Raw genomic sequence first — 22,770 nt, forward strand, 5'->3', positions numbered from 1 at the left:
TGCGATAGGCAGGTATCTTTTTATTAAATATGAATGACCAAATATAGCAAGATATATTCGACAAAAGCAAACAAAAGTTTAATTTTTTAACAATACAATAAGAATTTTATGGCTTTTTACCCTGCTGCTTATTAAGTATCTTTGCATCCTTGAACTAGAAAAATGAGCATGAATATTGACGTTGCCGAGGTAGATCCTAAGGAGAACATAATTATAAAAGGTGCAAAACTGCACAATCTTAAAAATATAAATGTAGTTATTCCCAGAAATAAATTGGTGGTGATTACAGGACTTTCCGGCTCCGGGAAATCCAGTTTAGCTTTTGATACCCTTTATGCTGAAGGCCAGCGCCGCTATGTTGAAAGCCTATCTTCTTATGCACGCCAGTTTTTAGGCAGGCTAAATAAACCTAAGGTAGATTATATTAAAGGTATTGCGCCTGCTATTGCTATAGAACAAAAGGTAAATTCTACCAATCCTCGTTCTACCGTAGGAACTTCTACCGAAATTTACGATTATTTAAAACTCCTATTTGCGAGAATTGGAAAAACCTACTCCCCTATTTCGGAAAATCAGGTGAAACGAGATCGCGTGGCAGATGTAATAGACCACGTTAAATCTTTTGAAGAGCGCGAAAAGTTATTATTGCTTGCTCCAATTCATATAGAAGAAGGCCGAACGCTTTCAGAAAAAATAAAAGTTCTGGCGCAACAAGGTTATAGCCGAATTAAGGTAAAAGACGATGTGCTTAGAATAGATGAGGCTGATCTTGAAAAAGTTAAAGCGGAAGATACTTTATTGGTGGTTGATAGAATTATCACCAAAGACGAAGAAGATTTTTACAATAGATTGGCCGATGCTACCGATGCAGCCTTCTTTGAAGGAAAAGGAGAACTTTATATTGAAAACTTAAAATCTGGAAAAAAGAGACATTTCAGCAATAAATTTGAGTTAGATGGGATTAGTTTCCTTGAACCTAATGTTCATTTATTCAGCTTTAATAATCCTTATGGTGCCTGTCCTAAATGCGAAGGCTACGGTGATGTTATAGGAATTGATGAAGACCTGGTGATTCCAAATACTGGACTTTCTATTTATGAAAACGCCATTTTTCCATGGCGTGGCGATAGCATGAGCTGGTACCGCGATCAATTAGTTAATAATTCGCATAAATTCGATTTTCCAATTCATAAACCCTGGTTCCAGCTAACGCAGAAACAAAAAGATTTGGTTTGGAATGGAAATAAACATTTTGAAGGTTTAAACGACTTCTTCCAGTTTTTAGAAAGTAAAGCTTATAAAATTCAGAATAGAGTGATGCTCTCCCGCTACCGCGGAAAAACGCGTTGCACCACCTGTAAAGGAAAACGCTTGAGGCCGGAAGCCGATTATGTAAAAATTGACGACCATAGTATTACCGATTTAGTTGAAAAACCCTTAGATAAAGTTCGGGAGTTTTTTGATACCCTAAAATTAAATGAATACGACCAACAAATAGCGAAAAGACTGCTTACAGAGATAAACAACCGACTTAAATTTTTATCTGAAGTTGGTTTAGATTATCTCACATTAAATAGAAAATCAAACACGCTTTCTGGTGGAGAATCGCAGCGAATTAACCTGGCAACTTCCCTGGGGAGTAGTTTGGTAGGGTCTATGTATATTTTAGATGAACCTTCTATTGGTTTGCATCCGCGTGATACAGAACGGTTAATTGGGGTGCTTCAAAACTTGCGTGATCTTGGCAATACCGTAATTGTGGTAGAACACGATGAGGATATTATGAACGCTGCCGATGAAATTATTGACATTGGCCCCGAAGCTGGAACCCACGGTGGTGAAGTTGTAGCCACGGGAACCCTGAAGCAAATTTTAAAATCAAAATCGCTCACCGCACAATATCTTAATGGAAAGGAGGAAATACCTGTACCTAAAGAGCGCAGAAAAGCTTCAGGAGAAATCAGGATTTTGGGAGCAAGAGAAAATAACCTTCAGAATATAGATGTAACCATTCCACTTAAAACCTTTACCGCGATAACCGGAGTTTCAGGAAGTGGAAAAAGTACGCTGGTAAAGAAAATTCTTTATCCGGCAGTTCAGAAGAAAATTGGAGGCTATGGAGAAAAAGCCGGCCAGTACACCGATATTGAAGGCGACTTTAAAAACCTGGGTAGCGTAGAATATATAGACCAAAATCCAATTGGTAGATCTTCTCGCTCCAATCCCGTAACCTATATTAAAGCTTACGATGATATTCGAAACCTTTTTTCTGACCAAAAGTTATCGAATATTCGAGGTTTTAAACCCAAACATTTTTCTTTTAATGTAGAAGGTGGTCGCTGTGAAGTGTGCAAAGGTGAGGGAGAAGTAACCATAGAAATGCAGTTTATGGCCGATGTTCATTTAGAATGTGAAGCCTGTAACGGGAAGCGTTTTCAAAAAGATGTGCTGGAAGTTCAGTTTGAAGGAAAAAATATTGACGATGTACTGAATATGACCATCGATGACGCCACTAACTTTTTTGCCGAAAACAAACTAGATAAAATTGTTAGAAAACTAAAACCTTTACAAGATGTTGGTCTTGGTTATGTGCAATTGGGGCAAAGCTCTTCTACTCTATCAGGTGGGGAAGCACAACGAATAAAACTGGCCTCATTCTTAGTAAAAGGTGCTACCAAAGAAAAAGCATTGTTCATCTTTGACGAACCTACTACCGGACTTCACTTTCACGATATTAAAAAGCTATTAAAATCTTTCAATGCTCTTATTGAGAAAGGACATAGCGTTGTGGTGATAGAACATAATATGGATTTGGTGAAATGTGCCGATCATATTATTGATATTGGCCCAGGTGGTGGAGTAAACGGAGGAAGTATCGTTGCAAACGGTACTCCCGAAGAAATTATTAAGTCAAAAAAATCTTTTACAGGAAAGTATCTCAAAGAGAAATTATAGCTATTATCTTTTCTGAAAAAATACGTGCTAAATTTAATTTGTATTGAATATTTTTTAATGAAATATTCATTTTTCAATATAAAACCTCTAAAAACCAGCTTTTTTAGAGGTTTTCTTTTTTTGGCACGCGGTTTGTATTTTATGTTTTGATTCTAATGAGAATCATCTTTAATCACCTAAAACGCAAACTATGAAAAATATCGCCTTTTTAATCAGCTTTTTATTTATTGGCATATCGGCTTCAGCAGCTTCTGATGCTACTGCCCCCAGAGCCTACAACGATGCTCTTATTTTTGTTGAAAATGGTGTTGAGTTTGCCGTTTATCCTAATGGGGAATTTGACTTCTATTACAATCCGGAATTTAGAAGAACAAATGTTGTAAATATTTCTACTCCAAATATGAATATCAGTTATAACTCGGGACATAATTATGATGCTTACGTGCAATATGACGATTATGGAGCGGTAATTCAAATTGAAAGTGTTCCGGTTTTTTATGATTACTACGGAAGAATTATTCGCGCCGGTGATGTTTTTATAGATTATAACCGTCGTGGCCGCATTGCAAGAGTTGGAGGTTTACATATTCACTACAACCGTTTTAACCGAATTACCAATTATACCGGTTATATAAATCATTACAATAATAGATATGTGTATAGACCGTGGCACCAGTATTATTCGAGACCCAGAAGTGGTGTAAGCATTGTGTTTGGTCAGCCGTATAGAGCATATTATCAACCGAATCGGGTAACTTATGTGCAGCACGTAAATTATTACAATAACTATTATACAAAAAATGTAAATCGAAATTTTTACAGACCAAATCAAACAGCAGTTTCCTATAATCATGGAAGAAGAACTTCAGGAAAACGAGATCTAAAAGAAATTAGAAATGACGAAGGCCGAGTAGCTTCAAACACAAATAATGTGAGAAGTAATCGTAATTCTGAAAGATCTAAAGCTACTCAAAACAGAAGCAGAAGTAGAACTTTTAGCTCTGAAAGAAATAGCAGCACCAACTCTCGCGGAAATGCTGTAAGATCATCCAGAGGTACAAATACGTATGATGCTGTAAAAAATAGAAATACCCGTTCCAGAAGTGAAGCCAGAACAGGCAGAACCAAGAGAAGTGAAGCGGTAAGCAGTAGGTCTTCTAATAGAAAAGTAAATTCATCTGCTAGAAATAGTAGAACTGTTAAAAGTACTCCTACCAGACAATCAAGTAGAGCTAGAACCGCGCCTAAACAAAGAAGTTCTCAAGCTACTGGCAGAAGTAGCAGAAGTAGTAATACCAGAGCGGTAAAAAGCAGTACGAATACAAGGTCTTCGGGTAGAACATCAAATTCTTCTTCACGAGGAAGAAGTTCGGCACGAAATGTGAATAACAGATAATAAAGAATTCATAATTTAATTTTTTGGTTGGTTAGTTGGAAACCCCTTGAAGCTTCAAAAAGTTTCGGGGGTTTCCCGTTTTTAGGAAGTTTTTAGCCTTAGGGCTTTATTGATTATGCTATTTACTTCTGAAGAAAAATTTAGAAAATACGCTAAGGCTACATAGCTTATTCCTATCAAAATAGACTTAAAAGCAATGTTCAATATTGGATGAAAACCAAAATCCCAGAAATAAAAACCGAAAGACAAAATTCCCCCAACCAATAATACTAGCCAGGTTTTTGAAGTAAAAGGGAGAAAACTAAATTTTTTATGAACCAACCAAATTTTAACCGAATTATAGATAAAAAAGGCTATAAAACTCGCAATTGCCGCTCCTTCTATCCCAAAGCTGGGAATAAAAACCAGGTTTAAAACAAACGCTACCAGCACAAGAAGAACGCCTATTAAGAGTACAATTCGATAATAATCTGAATTAAAAAGAATGCTATTATTATTTCCCAAAAGATTATCGTAAAGCTTCACCAGGGAGATCAACAGAACCACTAGAATACTCAATTCATATTCATCGGGAATTAGTTCGTACAGTTGTTTTACGTTTGTGATTATCAGGATAAAAATGAGCAAGCTTACAATCAATAAGTTTAAAGAACTCTTTTTATAAAGATCTTCAAGACTTTTCTTATTCTTTGTATTGAGGAATTCAGCTGTCATCGGGTTTGTAATTTGATGCATGGCCTTTTGCGGCACCGAAATCACTGTCGCGATATAAATTGCAATTCCATAGATAGCGACATTTTCTATGGGCATAAAATATTCTATCATCACTTTATCCAGGTCTAACAAAGCCGTAGCTACAGAAGCTGCTATAAGGATTAATGAAGTATATTTTAAGACAGGAGATAAATTCTGTGGAAATTTAAAATCTAGTTTAGGGAAGTATAGCGAAAATGCATACATCATCATCGCAATGAGTCGCAATATAAAAACTCCAGCAATACAGTAAATGAACTGATGGACCGTAATCCAGTTAAAATAAACTGCTAAAAGCAATAGACTGATGCAGAACCTATGAAAAACCTCTTTCATAAAGTTTCCAAAGACACTTTTATAATAAAGCTTAGACCAGGCAAAAAAGATCTCGAAATACGAAGTGGCGAAAGCGATTAGAAAGATCAACCAGATATAAGGCCTTATAAGTCCATTCCCTTGTGTAAAATAATCGATTAGAAAAGAATAGCTCAACACTCCAATTAATCCTAATATTCCAGAAACTATTAAAGGTAGGAACAGGATTAAATTTAAAAGCCTGTCTTTTTCCTGTTTCGTTTTATAAAAAGTAAAGAATTTTACGAGCGTACTATGCACCCCAAAGGCCATAAATGGCCAAAGTAAACTTGCTGCCGAAAGTAAAAACGTAACAAGCCCATAATATTCCTGCTCCAGGAAATATGTGAATAAAAATAGTGTGTTAATCGCGCCAATGGCAAAACCAAAATAGGTTGTAATTAAGTTGGTAAAAGATTGCTTTATAATTACACCCATTTTATACGCTCTTTATCAAACTCGCCAGTTCCTCTGTTAGATTTTTCCTGCCGTATTGAGAGATTTCTCCTTTCACAAAATTAGTATCTCCCTCTTTATATTTCTCGTATTGAGATAAAATTACGCCTTTAAGTTTATTTCTTTCTGAATATTGAAAATACTCGCCTGAATCGGTTTCTTTTAAGATTTGCTGAACATCCCATTTTTGTGGGCCAATAGCTAAAATTGGTCTTTTAGACATTAAATATTCGAACAATTTCCCCGGAATAATTCCCCGGGTTTCTTCGCTGTTAATTTCAATTAATAACAGTAACCGGCTTTTCTGTTGAAGAGCAATTGCTTGTTTATGGCTTAAATAACCAAGTAATTGAAGCTTATCCCCTAGTCCAGCCGATTTAATTGAAGTGACTACTTCTTCACTTACTGTGCCAGCCAGCTTTAATTCCAGGTCTTTTTCAAAATCTGAATTTTCTTTTACGAGCTCTGCCAGGGCTTTCCAGAGATTTTCGGGATTTCTTTCCGAAAGCAAAGAACCAATATGGGAAATACTAAATTTACCATCCAATTCGTTGGTTTGCGCTTCACTTTTTTCAGCATCAAATCCGTTGGTAATTACGCTTATTGGTTTGCTGGTTTTTTCTGTAAATTCAGCTTTCGTAGTAAAACTGGTAGTGATAATTTGATCAGCTGAATTTAAAACTTCCCGTTCAAGGCTTAAGTGCTTCTTTTTACTGGATTCAGTAAGTTTTAGCTTTTTATGATATCCAATTTGAGTCCAGGGATCACGGAAATCGGCTATCCATTTTAAATCGAGTTCCTGCTTCAATTTTAAACCAATAAGGTGTAAACTATGCGGTGGTCCCGTGGTTATTATCTTTATAATACCTTCTTCCTTCAAATAGGTTTTAAGAAATTTTACAGATGGTTTTATCCAAAATTTCCTCGCATCAGGAATAAATAGATTACCACGGATAAAAAGTAAAGATTTCTGCAAAAATGACTGATTTCTTTCATCAGCGATAATCCCTTTGCTAATGGTTTTAGTTTGATCTTTAGAAAAAAGTCCCGCTATTTGATAAGGTTCAAAAATAGGCGCCTTTAGAATAGTTATTCCTTCAGGAATTTCGTTTTCCAGGGAATTATCCAACATAGGATAATTAGGATTTTCAGGAATATAAATCACCGGTTCAATTCCAAAATCACGTAAATACTTTACAAACTTAAGCCAGCGCTGCACACCGGGACCACCGGCCGGAGGCCAATAATAAGTTATAATGAGTATCTTCTCCATTTAAGAACTATTCCCGGTTTCGGGATTTATAATAGAATCCGCCTAAAATAATTAAAACCAATATTATAGAACTTGCCAGGGCAATGCTGCTGCCGGTGTTTACTACTTCGGGTTCAAATCTAAAAGTTACAGTATGTTCGCCTGCAGGAATATTCATAGCTCGTAGCAGATAATTAGCACGAACATGTTCAACTTTTTCTCCGTCCAAATATGCCTGCCAGCCCGGCTGGTAATACATTTCAGAGAAAACTACAAACTGAGGCGAAGAGGCATTGGTTTTATATACCAATTCATTAGGCTGATAACTTTGTAATTGAATTTCTGCATTTCCGGTAGCTTTGAAATCTTCAGAAACTTCACTCTTAAATTCTGAATTTACAACCGCAGTATTTTGAAGGTCAACTTCTTTCAAATTCAATATTTCTTCATTGGCAGATTCAACCCATTTAATATTATCTACAAACCAGGCATTTCCAAAGGCATTTGGATTTTGCTGTGCCTGTGGCTGGCCCCCTTCAGAAGGAACAATAAAGTATTTGGCATTCAGCATATTTAGAACTTCCATATTGTTTTGCGAAATATAGAAATCATACAAATCTTGCATTCTGCCCGGTTTGGCGGCATGATAACCGCCTATGGCATTGTGAAAATAAGAAGTTCTACCCGTATTAAAAGGACTTCCGGAAACATCAAAAACGCGGTAGTGACCATCATCCTGCAATATTTGCTGATCGGCAGCATTAGGTTGGAACGGACGATCCATTTGTCTTGCACTTACAAAATCATCATTATTCACATAACGTTTATCTACCGAAATAAGGTCTACAAGAATTAAAAGTGCCAGGGCCGGAACCAGCCAGTTTTGGGTAATTTTCTTTTTTATATACAACCAAATTGCCGTTGCTGTTAATGCTGAAAAAATAAGCGACCTAATAAGGTCTTCGGTATAAATAGTCTTTCTATCTTCTTTAAGTGCTCTAACAAAATCGGCTCCCAGTTGCTGAATTAAAGCCGAATCTCCTGCACCGCTAAAATCAAACAGTACTGAACGGAAAAGCAATAAAGCAAGCCCAATTCCTCCTACGATAATACCAGACCATTTAAGCGCGTATACTTTTGTCTCTTTTTGAAGTTTAGGATCAAATAATTTATAAAGTCCGAAAACGGCTAAGACCGGAACGCACAATTCTATGATCACCTGTATGGAAGAAACCGCACGGAATTTATTATATAACGGAACATAATCGATAAAAAATTCAGTAAAAAACCCAAAGTTCTTGCCCCAGGAAAGAATTAGCGCCAGCACACTTCCACCAACAATCCACCATTTTAATCGGCCTCTTACAAGGTAAAGTGCAAAAACAAAGAGAAATAATACCGTTGCCCCAATATAAGCCGGCGCGCCTACATATGGCTGATCCCCCCAATATGTTGGTGCATTCTCAGCAAAATCGGCTGCCTGAACCGGGGAAGCACCAAGTTTCAGTAAGGAATCATAAATTTCAGCGTCTTTCCCAATATCTTCAGCATTAGAACCACCCATAAATCTTGGAATAAATAGATTTAAAGATTCCATTATCCCGTAGCTATATTCGGTGATATAATCGAATGTTAAGCCCGCAGCCGGTTTATCAGAACCATCAGGGGAAATTGTTAAACCTGTATCACCTCGGGTACTGTGGGCGGTGTACTCTTGTGTGGCAAGTAAATTGGTAGCGTTAGCACCTATGGCCAATATAACTGCCACTACCATTACTCCTAACGCTTTAAAAAATTTCGGAAGTATATTTTTTCGGTAGGCATCGATCAAATAGGAAATGCCGAGGACGATAACCAGCAGCAGTAAATAATATGTCATCTGAAAATGGTTCGCACCTATTTGAAGGGCCATTGCCAGTGATAATAATAAAAATCCCCATAAATATTTTTGCCTAAAAGTGAGGATAATCCCGCCTAAAACCATCGGCATATAAGCTATAGCGTGTGCTTTGGCATTATGCCCTACTCCAAGAATAATTATGAGATAGGTAGAAAACCCGAAGGCTAAAGCACCTAAAAATGCCAGCCGAAAATCGAGCTTTAAACAAAGTAATAAAATGTAAAAACCTATAAAATACAGAAAAAGATAATCGGCAGGTCTTGGTAAAAACCGAAGAACAGAATCTAGTTTTTTAACGTAGTTATGCGGATAATATGCGCCTAATTGAAAGGTTGGCATTCCGCCAAAAGCAGAATCGGTCCAATAAGGTTCCTGGTCGGTTTGGTCACGAAAATCGTTTTGCTCTTTGGCCATCCCGATATACTGAACGATATCGCTTTGAAAAATCTTTTTCCCTTCAAGAACGGGACTAAAATAAAATAAAGAAACTATTACGAAGCCTACCAAAACGAGAAGATGCGGTAAAAACTTTTTAAGATTGGCCATCTGAAATTTTTTAGATCACTTTCTATTTAAACTGAATGGGCAGCTTCTTCCCTATTCAATATAAAAAATTGATCCCGAAATTAATCAATTTCCTCGTAATCTATATATTCCCCAACGTTTTTATTAGATTTTCGGCCTGCTTTCGGCTTTTTATCAATGCTTACTTTTCCTTCCTTTTTTTGAGACGCAGGACCTTGCTGTTGTCTAAACTGCTGTTCGAAACGTTTTCCCATTTTCCGCAGGAAATATTTGAGAATAAGCGGCCCAAACCATTTAATTAGTAATTTAAAGGCAAAATATACTAATAGAATGATTAGAATCGTTTGTAATACATCGGAAAAAGAAGCTTCTAACATTTTCAGGAAATTTCTACAAAAATAAAAATAAGCCTTGAGAATAGCAGCCTTAGCTTCCTAAAAAAATAATAAATCTGCTATCTTTGAAAGTAACAAACCAATCTAATATGCACTATTTAAAAGTAGGAATCGCTTTTATTTTCTTCGGAATTTTTAACGCAAATGCTCAATATACAGAAACCATAAACTCAAATAGACCCGGAGAATCTCAGGGTGCTTACGCTGTAGGAAAAAATGTTTTACAATTAGAAGCAGGCGCTTACTTTGGAAATGATAATCATAGCCTGTTTAATAGTGATACCGATATTCTTGGAGCGAGTTATGGCTTACGTTATGGTTTTTTAACTGAAATCCTTGAACTTAATTTCTTTGGTTCTTTTCAGGATCAGGTAACTTCCATTCCAGTGGGTAACAGTGTAGATGAATTTAAAACCACCAACTTTAAGACGAACACCATAGGGGCTAAGTTTCTACTTTTTGACCCCGGCGTGAGTGTCAAAGAAAGAGAAGTGAATCTTTATAGCTGGAAAGCGAATCAACGACTGGATTTACGTAGCCTAATTCCCGCTGTTTCTGTCTATGGAGGTGCAAATTTTAGCTGGTGGGATAACCCATATATGTTTGAAGGCGAATCAGAAATAAGTCCGAAGGCAGCTATTATCACTCAGAATAACTGGGGCAACTGGGTTTTGGTTATGAATTTTATTGCAGATAAGTTTACTGAGGAATTTCCGTCTTATGGAGGAGTATTCACATTAACCCATGCCGTAACGCCTAAATTTGCGGTTTTTGGGGAGTTTCAAACGTATATAAGTGATTTATATGCCGATGATTTAGTTCGCGGTGGCGCTGCTTATTTATTCGGAAAAGATTTTCAACTGGATATTTCCGGGCTGGTTAATTTTAAAGATACACCATCAAGATGGCAGGTGGCTGCGGGAGTTTCTTATCGGTTCGATTTCCACGAAGATGATGAATATATTGAAGATACCTACGAAGGAAAGCGAAATCAACGCGGTGAAGAACTCGAAGAAACCGGATTTTACAAAGACGATGATGAAGGAGATGGTTCAGATAAATAAATCTAAACCTTATTTTTCCTAAAAATTAGAAATAGAAAAACCGTTTAGAAATAACTTTAAAGACGTCAAGCTGAATTCATTTCAGCTTCTAGGTTTAAATGAAACTAGACCCTGAAACAAGTTCAGGGTGACGAAGAAAAATAACTTCTAAACGGTTTTTTAAGCTTTATTTCAATAAATACAACTACTCTTTGCTCGCCATAGCGGCAGAAACTGAAGCAGATAATCTTTTATAAGTTCCGTTTTCTAAACGCTCTCTAATTGATGAAAAAGCAACTAAAGTTTCCTCAATATCTTCCATGGTATGAGAAGCGGTAGGAATCATTCTCAAAAGAATAAGTCCTTTTGGAATTACCGGATAAACTACAATAGAACAGAACACACCATGATTTTCCCTTAGATCTTTTACCAAAGCCATAGCTTCCGGAATACTTCCTTTTAAGTAAACAGGAGTCACACAACTTTGTGTAGTTCCAATATCGAAACCATTTTCTTTAAGTCCGTTTTGAAGCGCATTTACATTTTCCCAAAGCTTATCTTTAAGCTCTGGCATTGTTCTTAACATTTCTAAACGTTTCAATGCGCCAACCACCAATTGCATTTGCAACGATTTCGCGAACATTTGTGAACGTAAATTATATTTAAGGTAGTCTATAATTTCTTTATCGGCTGCAATAAAAGCACCTGTACTTGCTAAAGACTTAGCAAAAGTGGCAAAATATACATCAATATCATCCTGCACGCCTTGCTCCTCACCTGCTCCTGCACCTGTTTTACCAAGTGTTCCAAAGCCATGAGCATCATCAACAAATAACCTAAAATTATATTTTTGCTTAAGCTCAACAATTTCCTTTAATCTTCCCTGTTCTCCACGCATTCCAAAAACACCTTCAGAAATCAATAAAATTCCTCCTCCGGTTTGTTCTGCAATTTTAGTAGCGCGCTGCAGGTTTTTTTCTATACTTTCAAGATCGTTGTGTTTATAAGTAAAACGTTGACCTAAATGTAAACGTACACCATCTATAATACAAGCGTGAGCATCTACATCATAAACGATCACATCTTGTTTAGAAACCAAAGCATCTATGGTAGAAACCATTCCCTGGTAACCAAAATTAAGCAGGTAAGCCGATTGTTTATGAACAAAAGAAGCCAGTTCGTCCTGAAGTTGTTCGTGAAGCTGGGTGTGTCCACTCATCATTCTCGCACCCATAGGATAAGCCGAGCCATATTCTGCAGCAGCTTCCGCGTCTACTTTTCTTACTTCGGGATGATTAGCAAGTCCCAGATAGTCGTTAATACTCCAGGTGATCACTTCTTTCCCTCTAAATTTCATTCGGTTAGAAATTGGTCCTTCAAGTTTAGGAAATACAAAATATCCTTCTGCCTGCTCTGCCCATTTTCCTAATGGTCCTTTGTCTTTATATATTTTATCAAATAAATCCCTCATCGATCTTTTTTTAGTCGAGCCGCAAAAATACTTAAAATTGGCTCAATTGCACAAAGTTATTTTTTTCTTAAAACTCAAATAAAAGAAAAGCATCCTGCCGGGATGCTTTTGTATTTTTTATTTCTGAATCGGTTTCAAAATACTTCTTATTTTATAAATTCTATAGGCTGTGCCTCAATCTCATTTTTAGTATCAAAAAAGCCCTGTTCTTCCATCCAATCATCACTAAAAACTTTCCCCATATATCGGGAACCGTGATCTGGATAAATTACCACTACATGGCTATTCTCATCAAATTCGCCCTCTTCAGCAAGTTGTTTAAGTCCTTGTGTAGCTGCACCACTGGTATAACCTACAAATAAACCTTCGGTTTTAGCAAGTTCCCTTGCTGTATGAGCACTATCTTCGTCACTCACCTTAACAAAACGGTCAATAATTTCAAAATCTGTTGCCGATGGAATAAGATTTTTTCCAAGTCCTTCTATTCTATAAGGGTAAATCTCATTAGCATCAAACTCTTTTGTTTCGTGATATTTTTTCAAAACAGAGCCATAAGCATCTATTCCTATTACTTTCATTTCAGGATTCTGTTCCTTTAAATATCTTGCGGTTCCAGAAATTGTTCCTCCAGTTCCACTACAAGCAATAAGGTGTGTAATTTTTCCTTCGGTTTGGTTCCAAATCTCAGGACCAGTAGAATTAAAATGCGCGTCTATATTTAAATCATTAAAATATTGATTGATATAAACCGAGCCTTTTGTTTCTGAATGCAACCTTTTAGCCACCTGGTAATAAGACCTGGGATCATCTGCCGATACGTGAGCAGGGCAAACATAAACTTTGGCTCCCATCGTTCTAAGCATATCTATTTTATCTCTAGATGCTTTAGAACTTACAGCCAAAATACATTCGTAACCTTTTATAACACTTACCATCGCAATACTAAAACCGGTATTGCCTGAAGTAGTTTCTATAATAGTACTACCCGGTTTAAGAATACCTTTTCTTTCAGCTTCTTCTATAATATAAAGTGCAATACGATCTTTTGCGGAGTGTCCCGGATTAAAGGCTTCTACTTTAGCGAAGAATTCTCCTTTAAATTTCTGGGTGATTTTATTAAGTTTTATCAAAGGTGTATTACCTATAAGTTGTAATACATTGTCATATACTTGCAAATCTTCTTTCATAAATCGAAGTTCTTTACAAAATTTGGGTTAAAGATTTCGCCCATTTTATGAGCTCAAAATATTTCAACAAGGTCAAAATATTTTATTTTTTCGTCCCGATAACTATCGGAAATATATTCCGCCAACCTGTGCCGGTTGATTTCACTTACAATAAACACAAAAGTGAAACCGCACAAATTTAAGGTAAATTTTTTAATTAGTGGTCAATTCCTTCTAAATCCAACAAAAACGCATATTCTTCGGCCACTTCCTTTAAGGCTTCAAATCTTCCTGAAGCTCCGCCGTGACCTGCATCCATATTTGTGTGAAAAAGCAACAAATTATCATCGGTTTTTAACTCTCTTAATTTTGCCACCCATTTTGCCGGTTCCCAATATTGCACCTGGGAATCGTGCAAGCCAGTTGTTACCAGCATATTAGGATAATCCTGTGCCACCACATTATCATAAGGAGAATATTGCATCATATATTCGTAATAATCCTTATTATTAGGATTTCCCCATTCATCGTATTCACCAGTCGTTAATGGTATACTGTCATCTAACATAGTAGTAACCACATCTACAAATGGAACGGCCGCAATAACACCCCGATAAAGTTGCGGCGCCATATTAATTACCGCACCCATTAGTAAGCCGCCGGCAGAACCACCCATTGCATAAAGATGTTCTGCGGAAGTATATTTTTCCTGAATTAAATATTCTGAAACATCTATATAATCGGTAAATGTGTTCATTTTGTTGAAGAGTTTCCCATCTTCATACCAATTACGTCCCAAATATTCCCCGCCGCGAATGTGTGCAATTGCATAGATAAAACCACGATCTAACAAACTAAGTCTTACTGTTGAAAAATAAGGATCTATGGTAGACCCGTAAGAACCATAAGCATACTGTAATAAAGGGCTATTTCCATCTAGTTTAGTGCCTTTTTTATATACAAGGCTAACCGGTATTTTAGTACCGTCTTTTGCCATAGCCCAAATTCTTTCTGAGAGGTAATTATTTTTATCAAATTTTTCATCTAAAACCGCCTGCTCTTTTAGAACCATCTTTTCGCGAGTTTCCATATTAAAATCTATCACCGATGTTGGCGTGGTCATAGAGTTATAGGTAAACCTTAGAATATCGGTATCAAAAGAAGGGTTTATAGAGATGTAAGCAGTGTAAGTTTCATTATCAAAAGGGATATAATATTCTTCTGAATTATCCCAGCGTATCACTTTTATCTTGTTTAAACCATTGTGACGTTCGCTTACCACAAGATATTTTTTGAAAATATCTATGTCTTCCAACAGGTAATCTTCCCGATGCGGAATTACATCTACCCAATTTTCCTGGGTAGTTTTTTCAACCGGGGTTTTCATTAACCTAAAATTGGTGGCTTTATCTTTATTGGTCATCACATAGAAATCATCTTCATAATGTGCAATACTATACTCTAAGCCACGTTCTCTTGGCTGAAAAACCTTAAACTCACCAGATGGATCATCGGCTTTTAAGATTCGGTATTCTGTAGTTAAAGTACTATGGCTCCCAATGATGATGTATTCTTTTGACTTCGATTTATACACATAGGTATTGAAAGTTTCATCTTCCTCTTCAAAAACCAGTTCATCTTCAGCAGAATCAGTTCCTAAAATGTGCTTATAAATTCGGTAAGAACGTAAGGTTTGATCGTCTTTTTTAGTGTAGAAAAGTGTTTTATTATCTGCTGCCCAGGTAGAACCTCCGGTAGCATTCTCAATTTTATCAGGATAAATTTCTCCTGTTTGCAGGTCTTTAATCTGTATGGTATATTTTCTTCGGCTTAAAGTATCTACTCCAAAGGCCACCATTTTGTTATCGGGACTCACGTTTAACCCGCCAAGGCTGTAATATTCAAAACCTTCGGCCATTTCATTTACATCAAAAAGCAGCTCTTCCGGAGCTTCAAGCTCCCCTTTTTTACGAGAATAAATAGGATAATCTTTTCCGGTTTCAAACCGGGTAAGGTACCAGTAACCATTTAACTTATAAGGAACCGACTCATCATCCTCTTTGATTCTAGCTTTCATTTCCTCAAATAACCGATGTTGAAAATCCCTGGTGTGTTCAGTCATTTTCTGGTTATACTCATTCTCCTGGTTTAAGTAATCAATTACTTCTGCATCATCACGGTTGTTCATCCAGTAATAATTATCTACTCTCACATCACCGTGAAATTCCAGGTTTTTGGCTATTTTCTTCGCTTTAGGCGGTACAATTTCTTTTTTCAAATCTGCATTATTTTGAGCGCTTGCAAAGGTAATGCTTCCCAGTAAAATACATAATAGTCTATTCATATTAACAGGATTAATCCTGTAATTTAGTAAATTTGCCTTTTATAAATTTTAAAAAAGAAGACTATGTTTGGAGATATGATGGGTATGATGAATAAGATCAAGGAAACCCAACAAAAAGTTGAAGAAACTAAAGAACGCTTAAAAACTGTTAGTATTGAAGAAAAATCGAGCGACGGTTTGTTGAGTGTAACGATTACTGCTACCCGCGAGATTAAAAATATTAATGTTGCAGACGAATTACTGGAAGATAAAGAGCAATTAGAAGATTACCTGGTACTTACTTTAAATAAAGCTATTGCCAAGGCTTCTGATATTAATGAAAAAGAACTCGCAGCGGTTGCTAAAGACGGTATGCCAGATATACCGGGAATGGATATGCTTAAATAAGTTTATAGCTGATTTCCAGCAAAATAAAATACCTCACAGATATGAAAATTTGTGAGGTATTCTTATATAAATTAAAACTTTACTTAAGCTTCTCCCCTGGCGGGATATTCCTTTTCTAGCACAAAATCTATAGCTTTTAGCAATTCGTCAAATTTTGGTCTTGCAAAAGGCATGGTTTGTATTGAGGCTGCGTAAAGCGTATTATCTGGTTTTATTAAAAACAATCCGGGTTCAAAAAATACCTCGGGTTCGTTGTCATTTATTCCTTCAGAAACATATAGATCCCATTTTCTGGCATCTTCAGTAGCAAAGTTAAAACCAATAGTTAACTTATCTACATCCCATTCTTTTACTGTTTTTTCTGCCAGAGATTGATTGTTGGCACTAATGCAAATTATGTTTACACCTTTTTCCCTAAATTCTTCAGTTTTTTCATTTAATTCCTGCAAATAAGATTTGCAAACCGGGCAATGTAATCCCCGATAGAAAACAACCAGCGTAAAATTTTCGGGTTTTTGATCACGTAAGTCCCATTGCATTCCATTTGTAGTTTCTACTCTTAATCTAGGCACTTCTTTTTTGGGCAATACATTTTTCATAATTCAATTCTTTTTTTTAAAATTATAAAATTCAATTTCAGAAGCATATTAAAAGCTTTATAAGCTTAGGTTAAATTTTTCTAAGTGTACTATAATTTAACCTCCCGGAGCACCTTCAGGAATTTTTGGTGCATTTCTTCAGTATAATCTAAATGAGTAACAATTCTCAATTTGCCCTGCCCCATATTGCTTATTCTAATATTTTCCTTCTGAAGATTTTTCATAAATGCAGCTTCATCTGAAGCATTCTTGAGGTAAAAAATAATGATATTTGTTTCTACCTTTTCTACTTCCCCTACATAATCGGCGGCTTCTAAAGTTTCAGCAATATCAGCAGCTCTTTTGTGGTCTTCGGCTAAACGCTCCACGTGATTATCCAAAGCATAAATTCCGGCTGCGGCCATAAAACCAACCTGGCGCATTCCACCACCCAAAACTTTACGAATTCTAATGGCGTTTTTCATCAATTTCTTATCGCCAATAAGCACCGAACCCATAGGAATTCCAAGGCCTTTAGAAAGGCAAACCGAAATAGTATCAAATAATTTTCCGTAATCTTTAGGATCTTCATTTTTAGCAACCAAAGCATTAAAAAGCCTTGCACCGTCTAAATGCAAACCGAGTTTATGCGTATTGCAAACCTTTCTTATCTTTTTGATTTCTTTTAGATCATAACAAGCGCCTCCGCCTTTATTGGTGGTATTTTCCAAACACACTAAACTCGTCAACGGGCTGTGATAAAAGTCTGGCGGATTTATATTTTCTTCAACCTGGGCCGCGGTAATCATTCCGCGATCACCATCTATCAACTTGCAGGAAACCCCACTATTAAAAGAAGCGCCACCACCTTCATAGTTAAAAACGTGCGCCCATTTATCACAAATAAGCTGTTCGGCTGGTTGTGTATGCAATTTTATAGCCGCCTGGTTGGCCATACTTCCTGTAGGAAAAAATAAGGCTTCATCCCTTCCGAACATTTTTGCCAGTTTTTCTTCTAAGGCATTTACGCTAGGATCTTCTTTATAAACATCATCACCAACTTCGGCTCCCATTATTGCTTTCAACATTCCGCTGGTTGGGCGGGTTACGGTATCACTTCTTAAATCTATTTCTTTCATAAGCATTCTTTCGTCATTTCCGCGAAGGCGGAAATCTTTTTTATTGTTTAACTTTCAACTCCACAAAAGAAGAAATCTCTTTATATGGTTTATCATTTCCTTCCCGAAAAAATGGGATAAACTCTGGCGGAAATCTCTTTATTATTTTTTCTTTCGTTATTTCCCTAAGAGAGAAAATCTATTTTATTAATTTCTAAAATAATCCATTGGCTCACATCTAAAACTTCCAATAGGACTTCCATCGGGTATTTCAGGAACGTTTAACCTGGTCTTATATTCGCTGGGATTTTTCCTGTAATTTTCAATTTCCCTATACATCTGTTGATATAGAACACCTTCCATATTACTTAACCAATTTTTTAATTCCTCAATTTGCGCATTGGCAATCGCTGCTACTTTTGCCGTAGCCGATTCATTTTCGGCCAATTTTATTAACTGAAGCAAGACCTGGTAGTTTACTGCTTCCTGCACTTCATTTAAATAAGCGTTGCGGTGAGACTTTTTTATGGTATTACTTATCAATTCATTCAAAACTTCTTCCGGTCCCAACTGTTTCTTATCTAATGATTTTTGCTGAACTAATCTCGCCATTCTTTCTGGATGTAATAATAAGGAAAGCGATAAATTTGCCGAAGTCACCGGTGCCCCCAGGGCATCAAATGATACCCCGGTATTACTTTTAAAAGATTCGCGGCTGCGATTGTAACCAAAAGCTCGCGGTGGGAATAAGTCCAGTTTTTCCTGCGGAATTGCAATAACTTCTGCATCTAAAGTTTTCAAAATCGCATTTAACGCATTTTCCTGCATTTCTAAAGTTGCGCTTTCCCAATTTTCATTATTTCCACCTTTTACTACATAATTATAATCGAGTCCTCCAATGATTTTCACCGCCGATTCAACCTGGTAACGATGTAAAAAATATAACGGCACAAAAACATCTTCCAACACCGAGTAAGGCTCGCTAGTTCGAATATTATCTGCCGAAAAATTCTCGATACCTTTTTTTCTGATTTTTAAGATTCTTTCTAATTCTTCAGTTGCGTTTTTACCATTATCCCAAAGATGTGCGTTTATATGAGCTCCTCCCTGCGCCCGGGCATCTGAATCTGAAATAAATTGGTGACCGGCCTCTTGTGCCTGTTCTAAAACTGAGTTTAGAAATTCTCTTTCTGAAGTATTTTCAGGAATATCAGCATAAGAATATTTAACAGTTACTTTATCCCATTCCCCTATTCCGGTATCGTAGGCATTTGCAATGCTAATTTCGTCATTTTCCAGGCTGAATTGTGGATGCGGGTAATCCATTACCGAGGCGTTATCATTTACACTTGCAGCAAAATTATGAGCAAAACCAATAGTATGACCAATTTCGTGAGCCGATAGTTGCCGAATTCTAGCCACAGCCATTTCCATCATTTTCTCGTGATTTTTATCACTTTCAGCAAAGGGCTTATTTAATAAAGCCTGGGCGATCATAAAATCCTGCCGAATCCTTAAGCTTCCTAAACTTACATGGCCTTTTATAATTTCACCGGTTCTGGGATCTACCACGCTGGCACCATAACTCCACCCGCGCGTAGAGCGGTGAACCCATTGTATCATATTGTAACGTGTATCTAAAGGATCGGCATCTTCGGGGAGCATTTTAACCTGAAAAGCGTCTTTATAACCAATCTCTTCAAAAGCTTCATTCCACCAACGCGCTCCTTCCAGTAAAGCCGACTTTACCGGTTCTGGCGTACCGGGATCCAAATAATAAACAATCGGCTCTTCGGGTTCACTAATTTCAGCTTCGGGATTTTTCTTTTTTAAGCGATGGCGAATGGCAAATTTCTTTTCTATAGGTTCGTAAACCGGAGTGGAATAGTCTAAATAAGAAATTGAGATCGCACCGCTGCGAGGATCAAAAAGTCGTTTTTGATAATTATCATCGGGTAATTTCACAAAAGAATGATGCTGAATAACACTAAGCTTTTTAGCATCTGGCGCTACACTTTGCAGCGTTCTTCCCTTGGGTTCACCTTTAAAAGTAAGCAGAGCTTCAAATTCTACATTTTCAGGAAAAGCTTTTGTACGTCCTAAAGAAAGTGCACTTTTAGATTTATCGAGTTTATAGGTTCCATATTCTCCTTTTTTAAGTCGGCCGGCCACATTATGAGCATCCTCCATCAAAAAAGGAGTGAAATCTATAATATAAACTGAATCTTTTTCTTCCTTAATTTCAAAACCGTAGATAACCGATTTTGCAAAAGCCTGCTCCACACTTCGCTTCTCTAATGCGTTATCGGTTTCTGCTCTGTATCTCTGATTCGGTTGCACCAGCAGTAACTTATTTCCCGCTTTCTGAAATTTTACAATAGCTTCATTTCCTAACTGCCCACGATCTAATCCTATATCGTTAGACCCAAGTCCGCTGGTTAAGGCGTGCACATATAAAAATTCACTTTCCAGCTTATCAACTTCAAGGTAAATTTCATCTTTATCTTCGTTATAATGAAAATTAAAAAAGCCTTCAAATTCTTTAAGATTTTCTTTTTCAGAAAGAAATTGTGCCATTCCAGGAACTGAGAAACTGACTAACAGGAAAATAAGTAAAAAATGCTTCATTTACGTGATTTTATAGGAAGTCTAAAACTATAAAAATATCGTTAAATACTTTCCCGGCGCGGTCTTAAATTCTATTTTTACCTTTAAAATTTACAAGTATGATCACACACGAGCATATCAAAGATCTTAGAGAGCGCCTTGGTGCGTTAAGGAGGTATCTTTGACATTGATGCCAAGAAAATAGAAATATCCAATCAGGAAGAAAAAACTTTTGCTCCAGATTTTTGGGACGATCCTAAAAAAGCTGAGATCACAATGCGTGATCTTAATGCTGAAAAACAATGGGTAACCGATTTTGAGAAAGCGCAAACCTTGGTCGAAGATCTTGAGGTTCTTTATGAGTTTTATAAAGAAGGGGAAGCCAGCGACCAAGATGTTTTAGACAAAAACAAGCAAGCTTTAGACCTTATAGAAGATCTGGAGTTTAAAAATATGCTTTCTGAAGAAGGTGATAAGTTAAGCGCTGTTTTACAAATAACAGCCGGTGCCGGTGGTACCGAAAGTTGCGATTGGGCCGAAATGCTTATGCGTATGTACCTGATGTGGGCCGAAAAACGCAATTTTAAAATTAAAGAATTAAATTACCAGGCGGGAGATGTTGCGGGAATTAAAACCGTTACACTGGAGATTCAAGGTGAATTTGCTTTTGGATGGTTAAAAGGAGAAAATGGCGTACACAGACTGGTACGAATTTCCCCATTTGATAGTAATGCAAAACGCCACACTTCTTTCGCTTCGGTATATGTATATCCGCTGGCTGATGATTCTATAGAAATAGATATTAACCCTTCAGAAATTTCTTGGGAAACTATGCGTTCTTCAGGTGCGGGAGGACAGAATGTAAATAAGGTAGAAACTGCGGTTAGATTACGCCACGCTCCTACCGGAATTGTTGTTGAAAATTCTGAAACCCGTTCCCAGCTGGAAAACAAAACTAAGGCTATGCAGCTTTTAAAAAGTCAGTTGTATGAGATCGAACTTCAGAAGCAACAGGCACAGCGCAGGGAGATTGAGGATTCTAAGATGAAAATAGAATGGGGATCACAAATTAGAAATTATGTGATGCATCCTTATAAGTTGGTAAAAGATGTTAGAACTGCAGAAGAGACGGGGAATGTAGATGCCGTAATGAATGGAGAAATTGATATTTTTCTGAAAGCTTTTTTAATGATGATGGGACAACGGCAGGAAGATTGATAAGTTTCTGCCAATATATTTTAGATTTAAAATTTATTGTTTATTTTAAAATAGCCAAAACCAAAAAATAATGATTACCGTTTATCACAATGCCAGATGCAAAAAATCTAGAGAAGGTCTGGAACTTGTAAAAAATTCTGGGAAAGAATATCAAATAAGAGAATACCTAAAAGAGCCACTTTCCGAAGAAGAATTGAGTAAGCTATTGGACAAATTAAGTTTTTATCCAATGCAACTAATTCGTACCAATGAGAAAATTTGGAAAGAAGAATATAAAAACAAAGATCTTAGCGATAAGGAGTTAATCACTGTTATGGTGAAAAACCCTAAGCTTATTGAAAGACCTATTGTAGAAACACCAAACACAGCTGTAGTAGGTAGACCAGGTTCTAAAATTGAAGATATATTGTAATTAAATTTAGTATATCAAACCATCAAAAAAAATGAAAACTCAAAATAAAATAGCAATAATAGGCGCCGCCGGATTTTTAGTTGCAGGCTTTGTTTATTCCCATTTTTACTTGCATAAAAAGAGCAGGAAAGAACTTATTGAAATAGCTCGGGAACTTGCTTATACCTGGAAAAAAGAACTGGAACTGGATTTTGAACAAACAGAGAAACTGGAAGACCTCATTATCGAGTATACTTTAAAGAAGAATGAGATCATAAACGCAACAGCGCTGAGTGAAGATGAAATTATCTTCAAATTAAAATCAATTCAGAAAGCAGAACATAATAAGCTGCAAAAATTAATGACCGATAAGCAGTTTCAGAAATATTTGGAGCTAAATAAAAAAATTAGCCGTAAATCTTAGTTTCTGAATAGCAGCAGCATAAATTCATTTTAACATT

General features: G+C 36.6%; 17 protein-coding genes. 7 read left to right on the forward strand and 10 right to left on the reverse strand.

Translation table 11 applies throughout. From position 1 onward, the window contains the following. Nucleotides 1-168 precede the first annotated feature (168 nt). Together uvrA and APB85_RS10310 are read left to right on the forward strand one after the other, a co-directional pair. Nucleotides 169-2,955, forward strand: coding sequence for an excinuclease ABC subunit UvrA (gene uvrA, locus APB85_RS10305; RefSeq protein ID WP_057481811.1), 2,787 nt, complete (start codon nt 169-171; stop codon nt 2,953-2,955). 190 nt (nt 2,956-3,145) lie between these two features. Next, nucleotides 3,146-4,351 (forward strand): hypothetical protein, encoded by a 1,206-nt coding sequence (locus APB85_RS10310; protein ID WP_057481810.1) that lies wholly within the window; start codon nt 3,146-3,148, stop codon nt 4,349-4,351. Nucleotides 4,352-4,432: 81 nt separating this feature from the next. Here the strand turns inward: APB85_RS10310 and APB85_RS10315 are convergent, their stop codons facing one another. The 4 genes from APB85_RS10315 to APB85_RS17625 all read right to left on the reverse strand — a co-directional run bounded on the left by APB85_RS10315 (nt 4,433) and on the right by APB85_RS17625 (nt 9,845). Beyond that, the gene (locus APB85_RS10315) at nt 4,433-5,896 is read right to left on the reverse strand and encodes a polysaccharide biosynthesis C-terminal domain-containing protein (protein WP_057481809.1); all 1,464 of its coding nucleotides are present in this window, start codon (nt 5,894-5,896) and stop codon (nt 4,433-4,435) included. Between the two features lies 1 nt (nt 5,897). Next, complete coding sequence (locus APB85_RS10320; RefSeq protein WP_057481808.1) at nt 5,898-7,187, reverse strand: glycosyltransferase family 4 protein; 1,290 nt, start codon at nt 7,185-7,187, stop codon at nt 5,898-5,900. Nucleotides 7,188-7,194: 7 nt separating this feature from the next. After that, on the reverse strand, nt 7,195-9,612 hold the full coding sequence (locus APB85_RS10325) for a YfhO family protein (protein ID WP_057481807.1): 2,418 nt from the start codon (nt 9,610-9,612) through the stop codon (nt 7,195-7,197). A gap of 80 nt (nt 9,613-9,692) precedes the next feature. Further along, nucleotides 9,693-9,845, reverse strand: coding sequence for a DUF4834 family protein (locus tag APB85_RS17625; protein WP_308430009.1), 153 nt, complete (start codon nt 9,843-9,845; stop codon nt 9,693-9,695). 230 nt (nt 9,846-10,075) lie between these two features. Here APB85_RS17625 and APB85_RS10335 point away from each other — a divergent pair, with 230 nt between their 5' ends. Next, nucleotides 10,076-11,050 carry a transporter gene (locus tag APB85_RS10335; RefSeq protein WP_057481805.1) on the forward strand — a complete coding sequence of 325 codons (975 nt, stop codon included), beginning with the start codon at nt 10,076-10,078 and terminating at the stop codon, nt 11,048-11,050. A 184-nt stretch (nt 11,051-11,234) separates the two neighbouring features. Here APB85_RS10335 and APB85_RS10340 read toward each other — a convergent pair whose 3' ends face one another. The 3 genes from APB85_RS10340 to APB85_RS10350 all read right to left on the reverse strand — a co-directional run bounded on the left by APB85_RS10340 (nt 11,235) and on the right by APB85_RS10350 (nt 16,010). Further along, nucleotides 11,235-12,500, reverse strand: a complete 1,266-nt coding sequence (locus APB85_RS10340; RefSeq protein ID WP_057481804.1) for an aminotransferase class I/II-fold pyridoxal phosphate-dependent enzyme — start codon at nt 12,498-12,500, stop codon at nt 11,235-11,237. A 146-nt stretch (nt 12,501-12,646) separates the two neighbouring features. Further along, nucleotides 12,647-13,687: a PLP-dependent cysteine synthase family protein gene (locus APB85_RS10345; RefSeq protein ID WP_057481803.1), complete on the reverse strand. Its 1,041-nt coding sequence runs from the start codon at nt 13,685-13,687 to the stop codon at nt 12,647-12,649. 196 nt (nt 13,688-13,883) lie between these two features. Continuing rightward, nucleotides 13,884-16,010: a S9 family peptidase gene (locus APB85_RS10350; protein ID WP_057481802.1), complete on the reverse strand. Its 2,127-nt coding sequence runs from the start codon at nt 16,008-16,010 to the stop codon at nt 13,884-13,886. A 63-nt stretch (nt 16,011-16,073) separates the two neighbouring features. Here APB85_RS10350 and APB85_RS10355 point away from each other — a divergent pair, with 63 nt between their 5' ends. After that, on the forward strand, nt 16,074-16,397 hold the full coding sequence (locus APB85_RS10355; RefSeq protein ID WP_057481801.1) for a YbaB/EbfC family nucleoid-associated protein: 324 nt from the start codon (nt 16,074-16,076) through the stop codon (nt 16,395-16,397). 83 nt (nt 16,398-16,480) lie between these two features. On the opposite strand, the gene APB85_RS10360 is transcribed toward APB85_RS10355, so the two are convergent. From APB85_RS10360 to APB85_RS10370, 3 genes are all read right to left on the reverse strand, one after another. Further along, nucleotides 16,481-16,996 (reverse strand): redoxin domain-containing protein, encoded by a 516-nt coding sequence (locus tag APB85_RS10360; RefSeq protein ID WP_057481800.1) that lies wholly within the window; start codon nt 16,994-16,996, stop codon nt 16,481-16,483. An 89-nt stretch (nt 16,997-17,085) separates the two neighbouring features. Beyond that, nucleotides 17,086-18,114 (reverse strand): threonine aldolase family protein, encoded by a 1,029-nt coding sequence (locus APB85_RS10365; protein WP_057481862.1) that lies wholly within the window; start codon nt 18,112-18,114, stop codon nt 17,086-17,088. 186 nt (nt 18,115-18,300) lie between these two features. Continuing rightward, the gene (locus APB85_RS10370) at nt 18,301-20,721 is read right to left on the reverse strand and encodes a zinc-dependent metalloprotease (RefSeq protein WP_057481799.1); all 2,421 of its coding nucleotides are present in this window, start codon (nt 20,719-20,721) and stop codon (nt 18,301-18,303) included. Between the two features lie 98 nt (nt 20,722-20,819). Between APB85_RS10370 and prfB the strand changes: the two genes are divergently transcribed. The 3 genes from prfB (at nt 20,820) to APB85_RS10385 (ending at nt 22,733) form a co-directional block, all read left to right on the forward strand. Beyond that, a protein-coding gene (gene prfB / locus APB85_RS10375; RefSeq protein WP_111327964.1) for a peptide chain release factor 2 occupies nt 20,820-21,918 on the forward strand; the annotation gives its coding sequence in 2 pieces (ribosomal slippage) (nt 20,820-20,882 and nt 20,884-21,918; 1,098 coding nt in all). 70 nt (nt 21,919-21,988) lie between these two features. Continuing rightward, nucleotides 21,989-22,330, forward strand: coding sequence for an arsenate reductase family protein (locus APB85_RS10380; RefSeq protein WP_057481797.1), 342 nt, complete (start codon nt 21,989-21,991; stop codon nt 22,328-22,330). A 31-nt stretch (nt 22,331-22,361) separates the two neighbouring features. After that, a complete protein-coding gene (locus APB85_RS10385; RefSeq protein WP_057481796.1) occupies nt 22,362-22,733 on the forward strand; it encodes a hypothetical protein in 372 nt (123 codons plus the stop codon). Nucleotides 22,734-22,770 lie beyond the last annotated feature (37 nt).

The organism is Salegentibacter mishustinae, assembly GCF_002900095.1.
Lineage (GTDB): Bacteria > Bacteroidota > Bacteroidia > Flavobacteriales > Flavobacteriaceae > Salegentibacter > Salegentibacter mishustinae.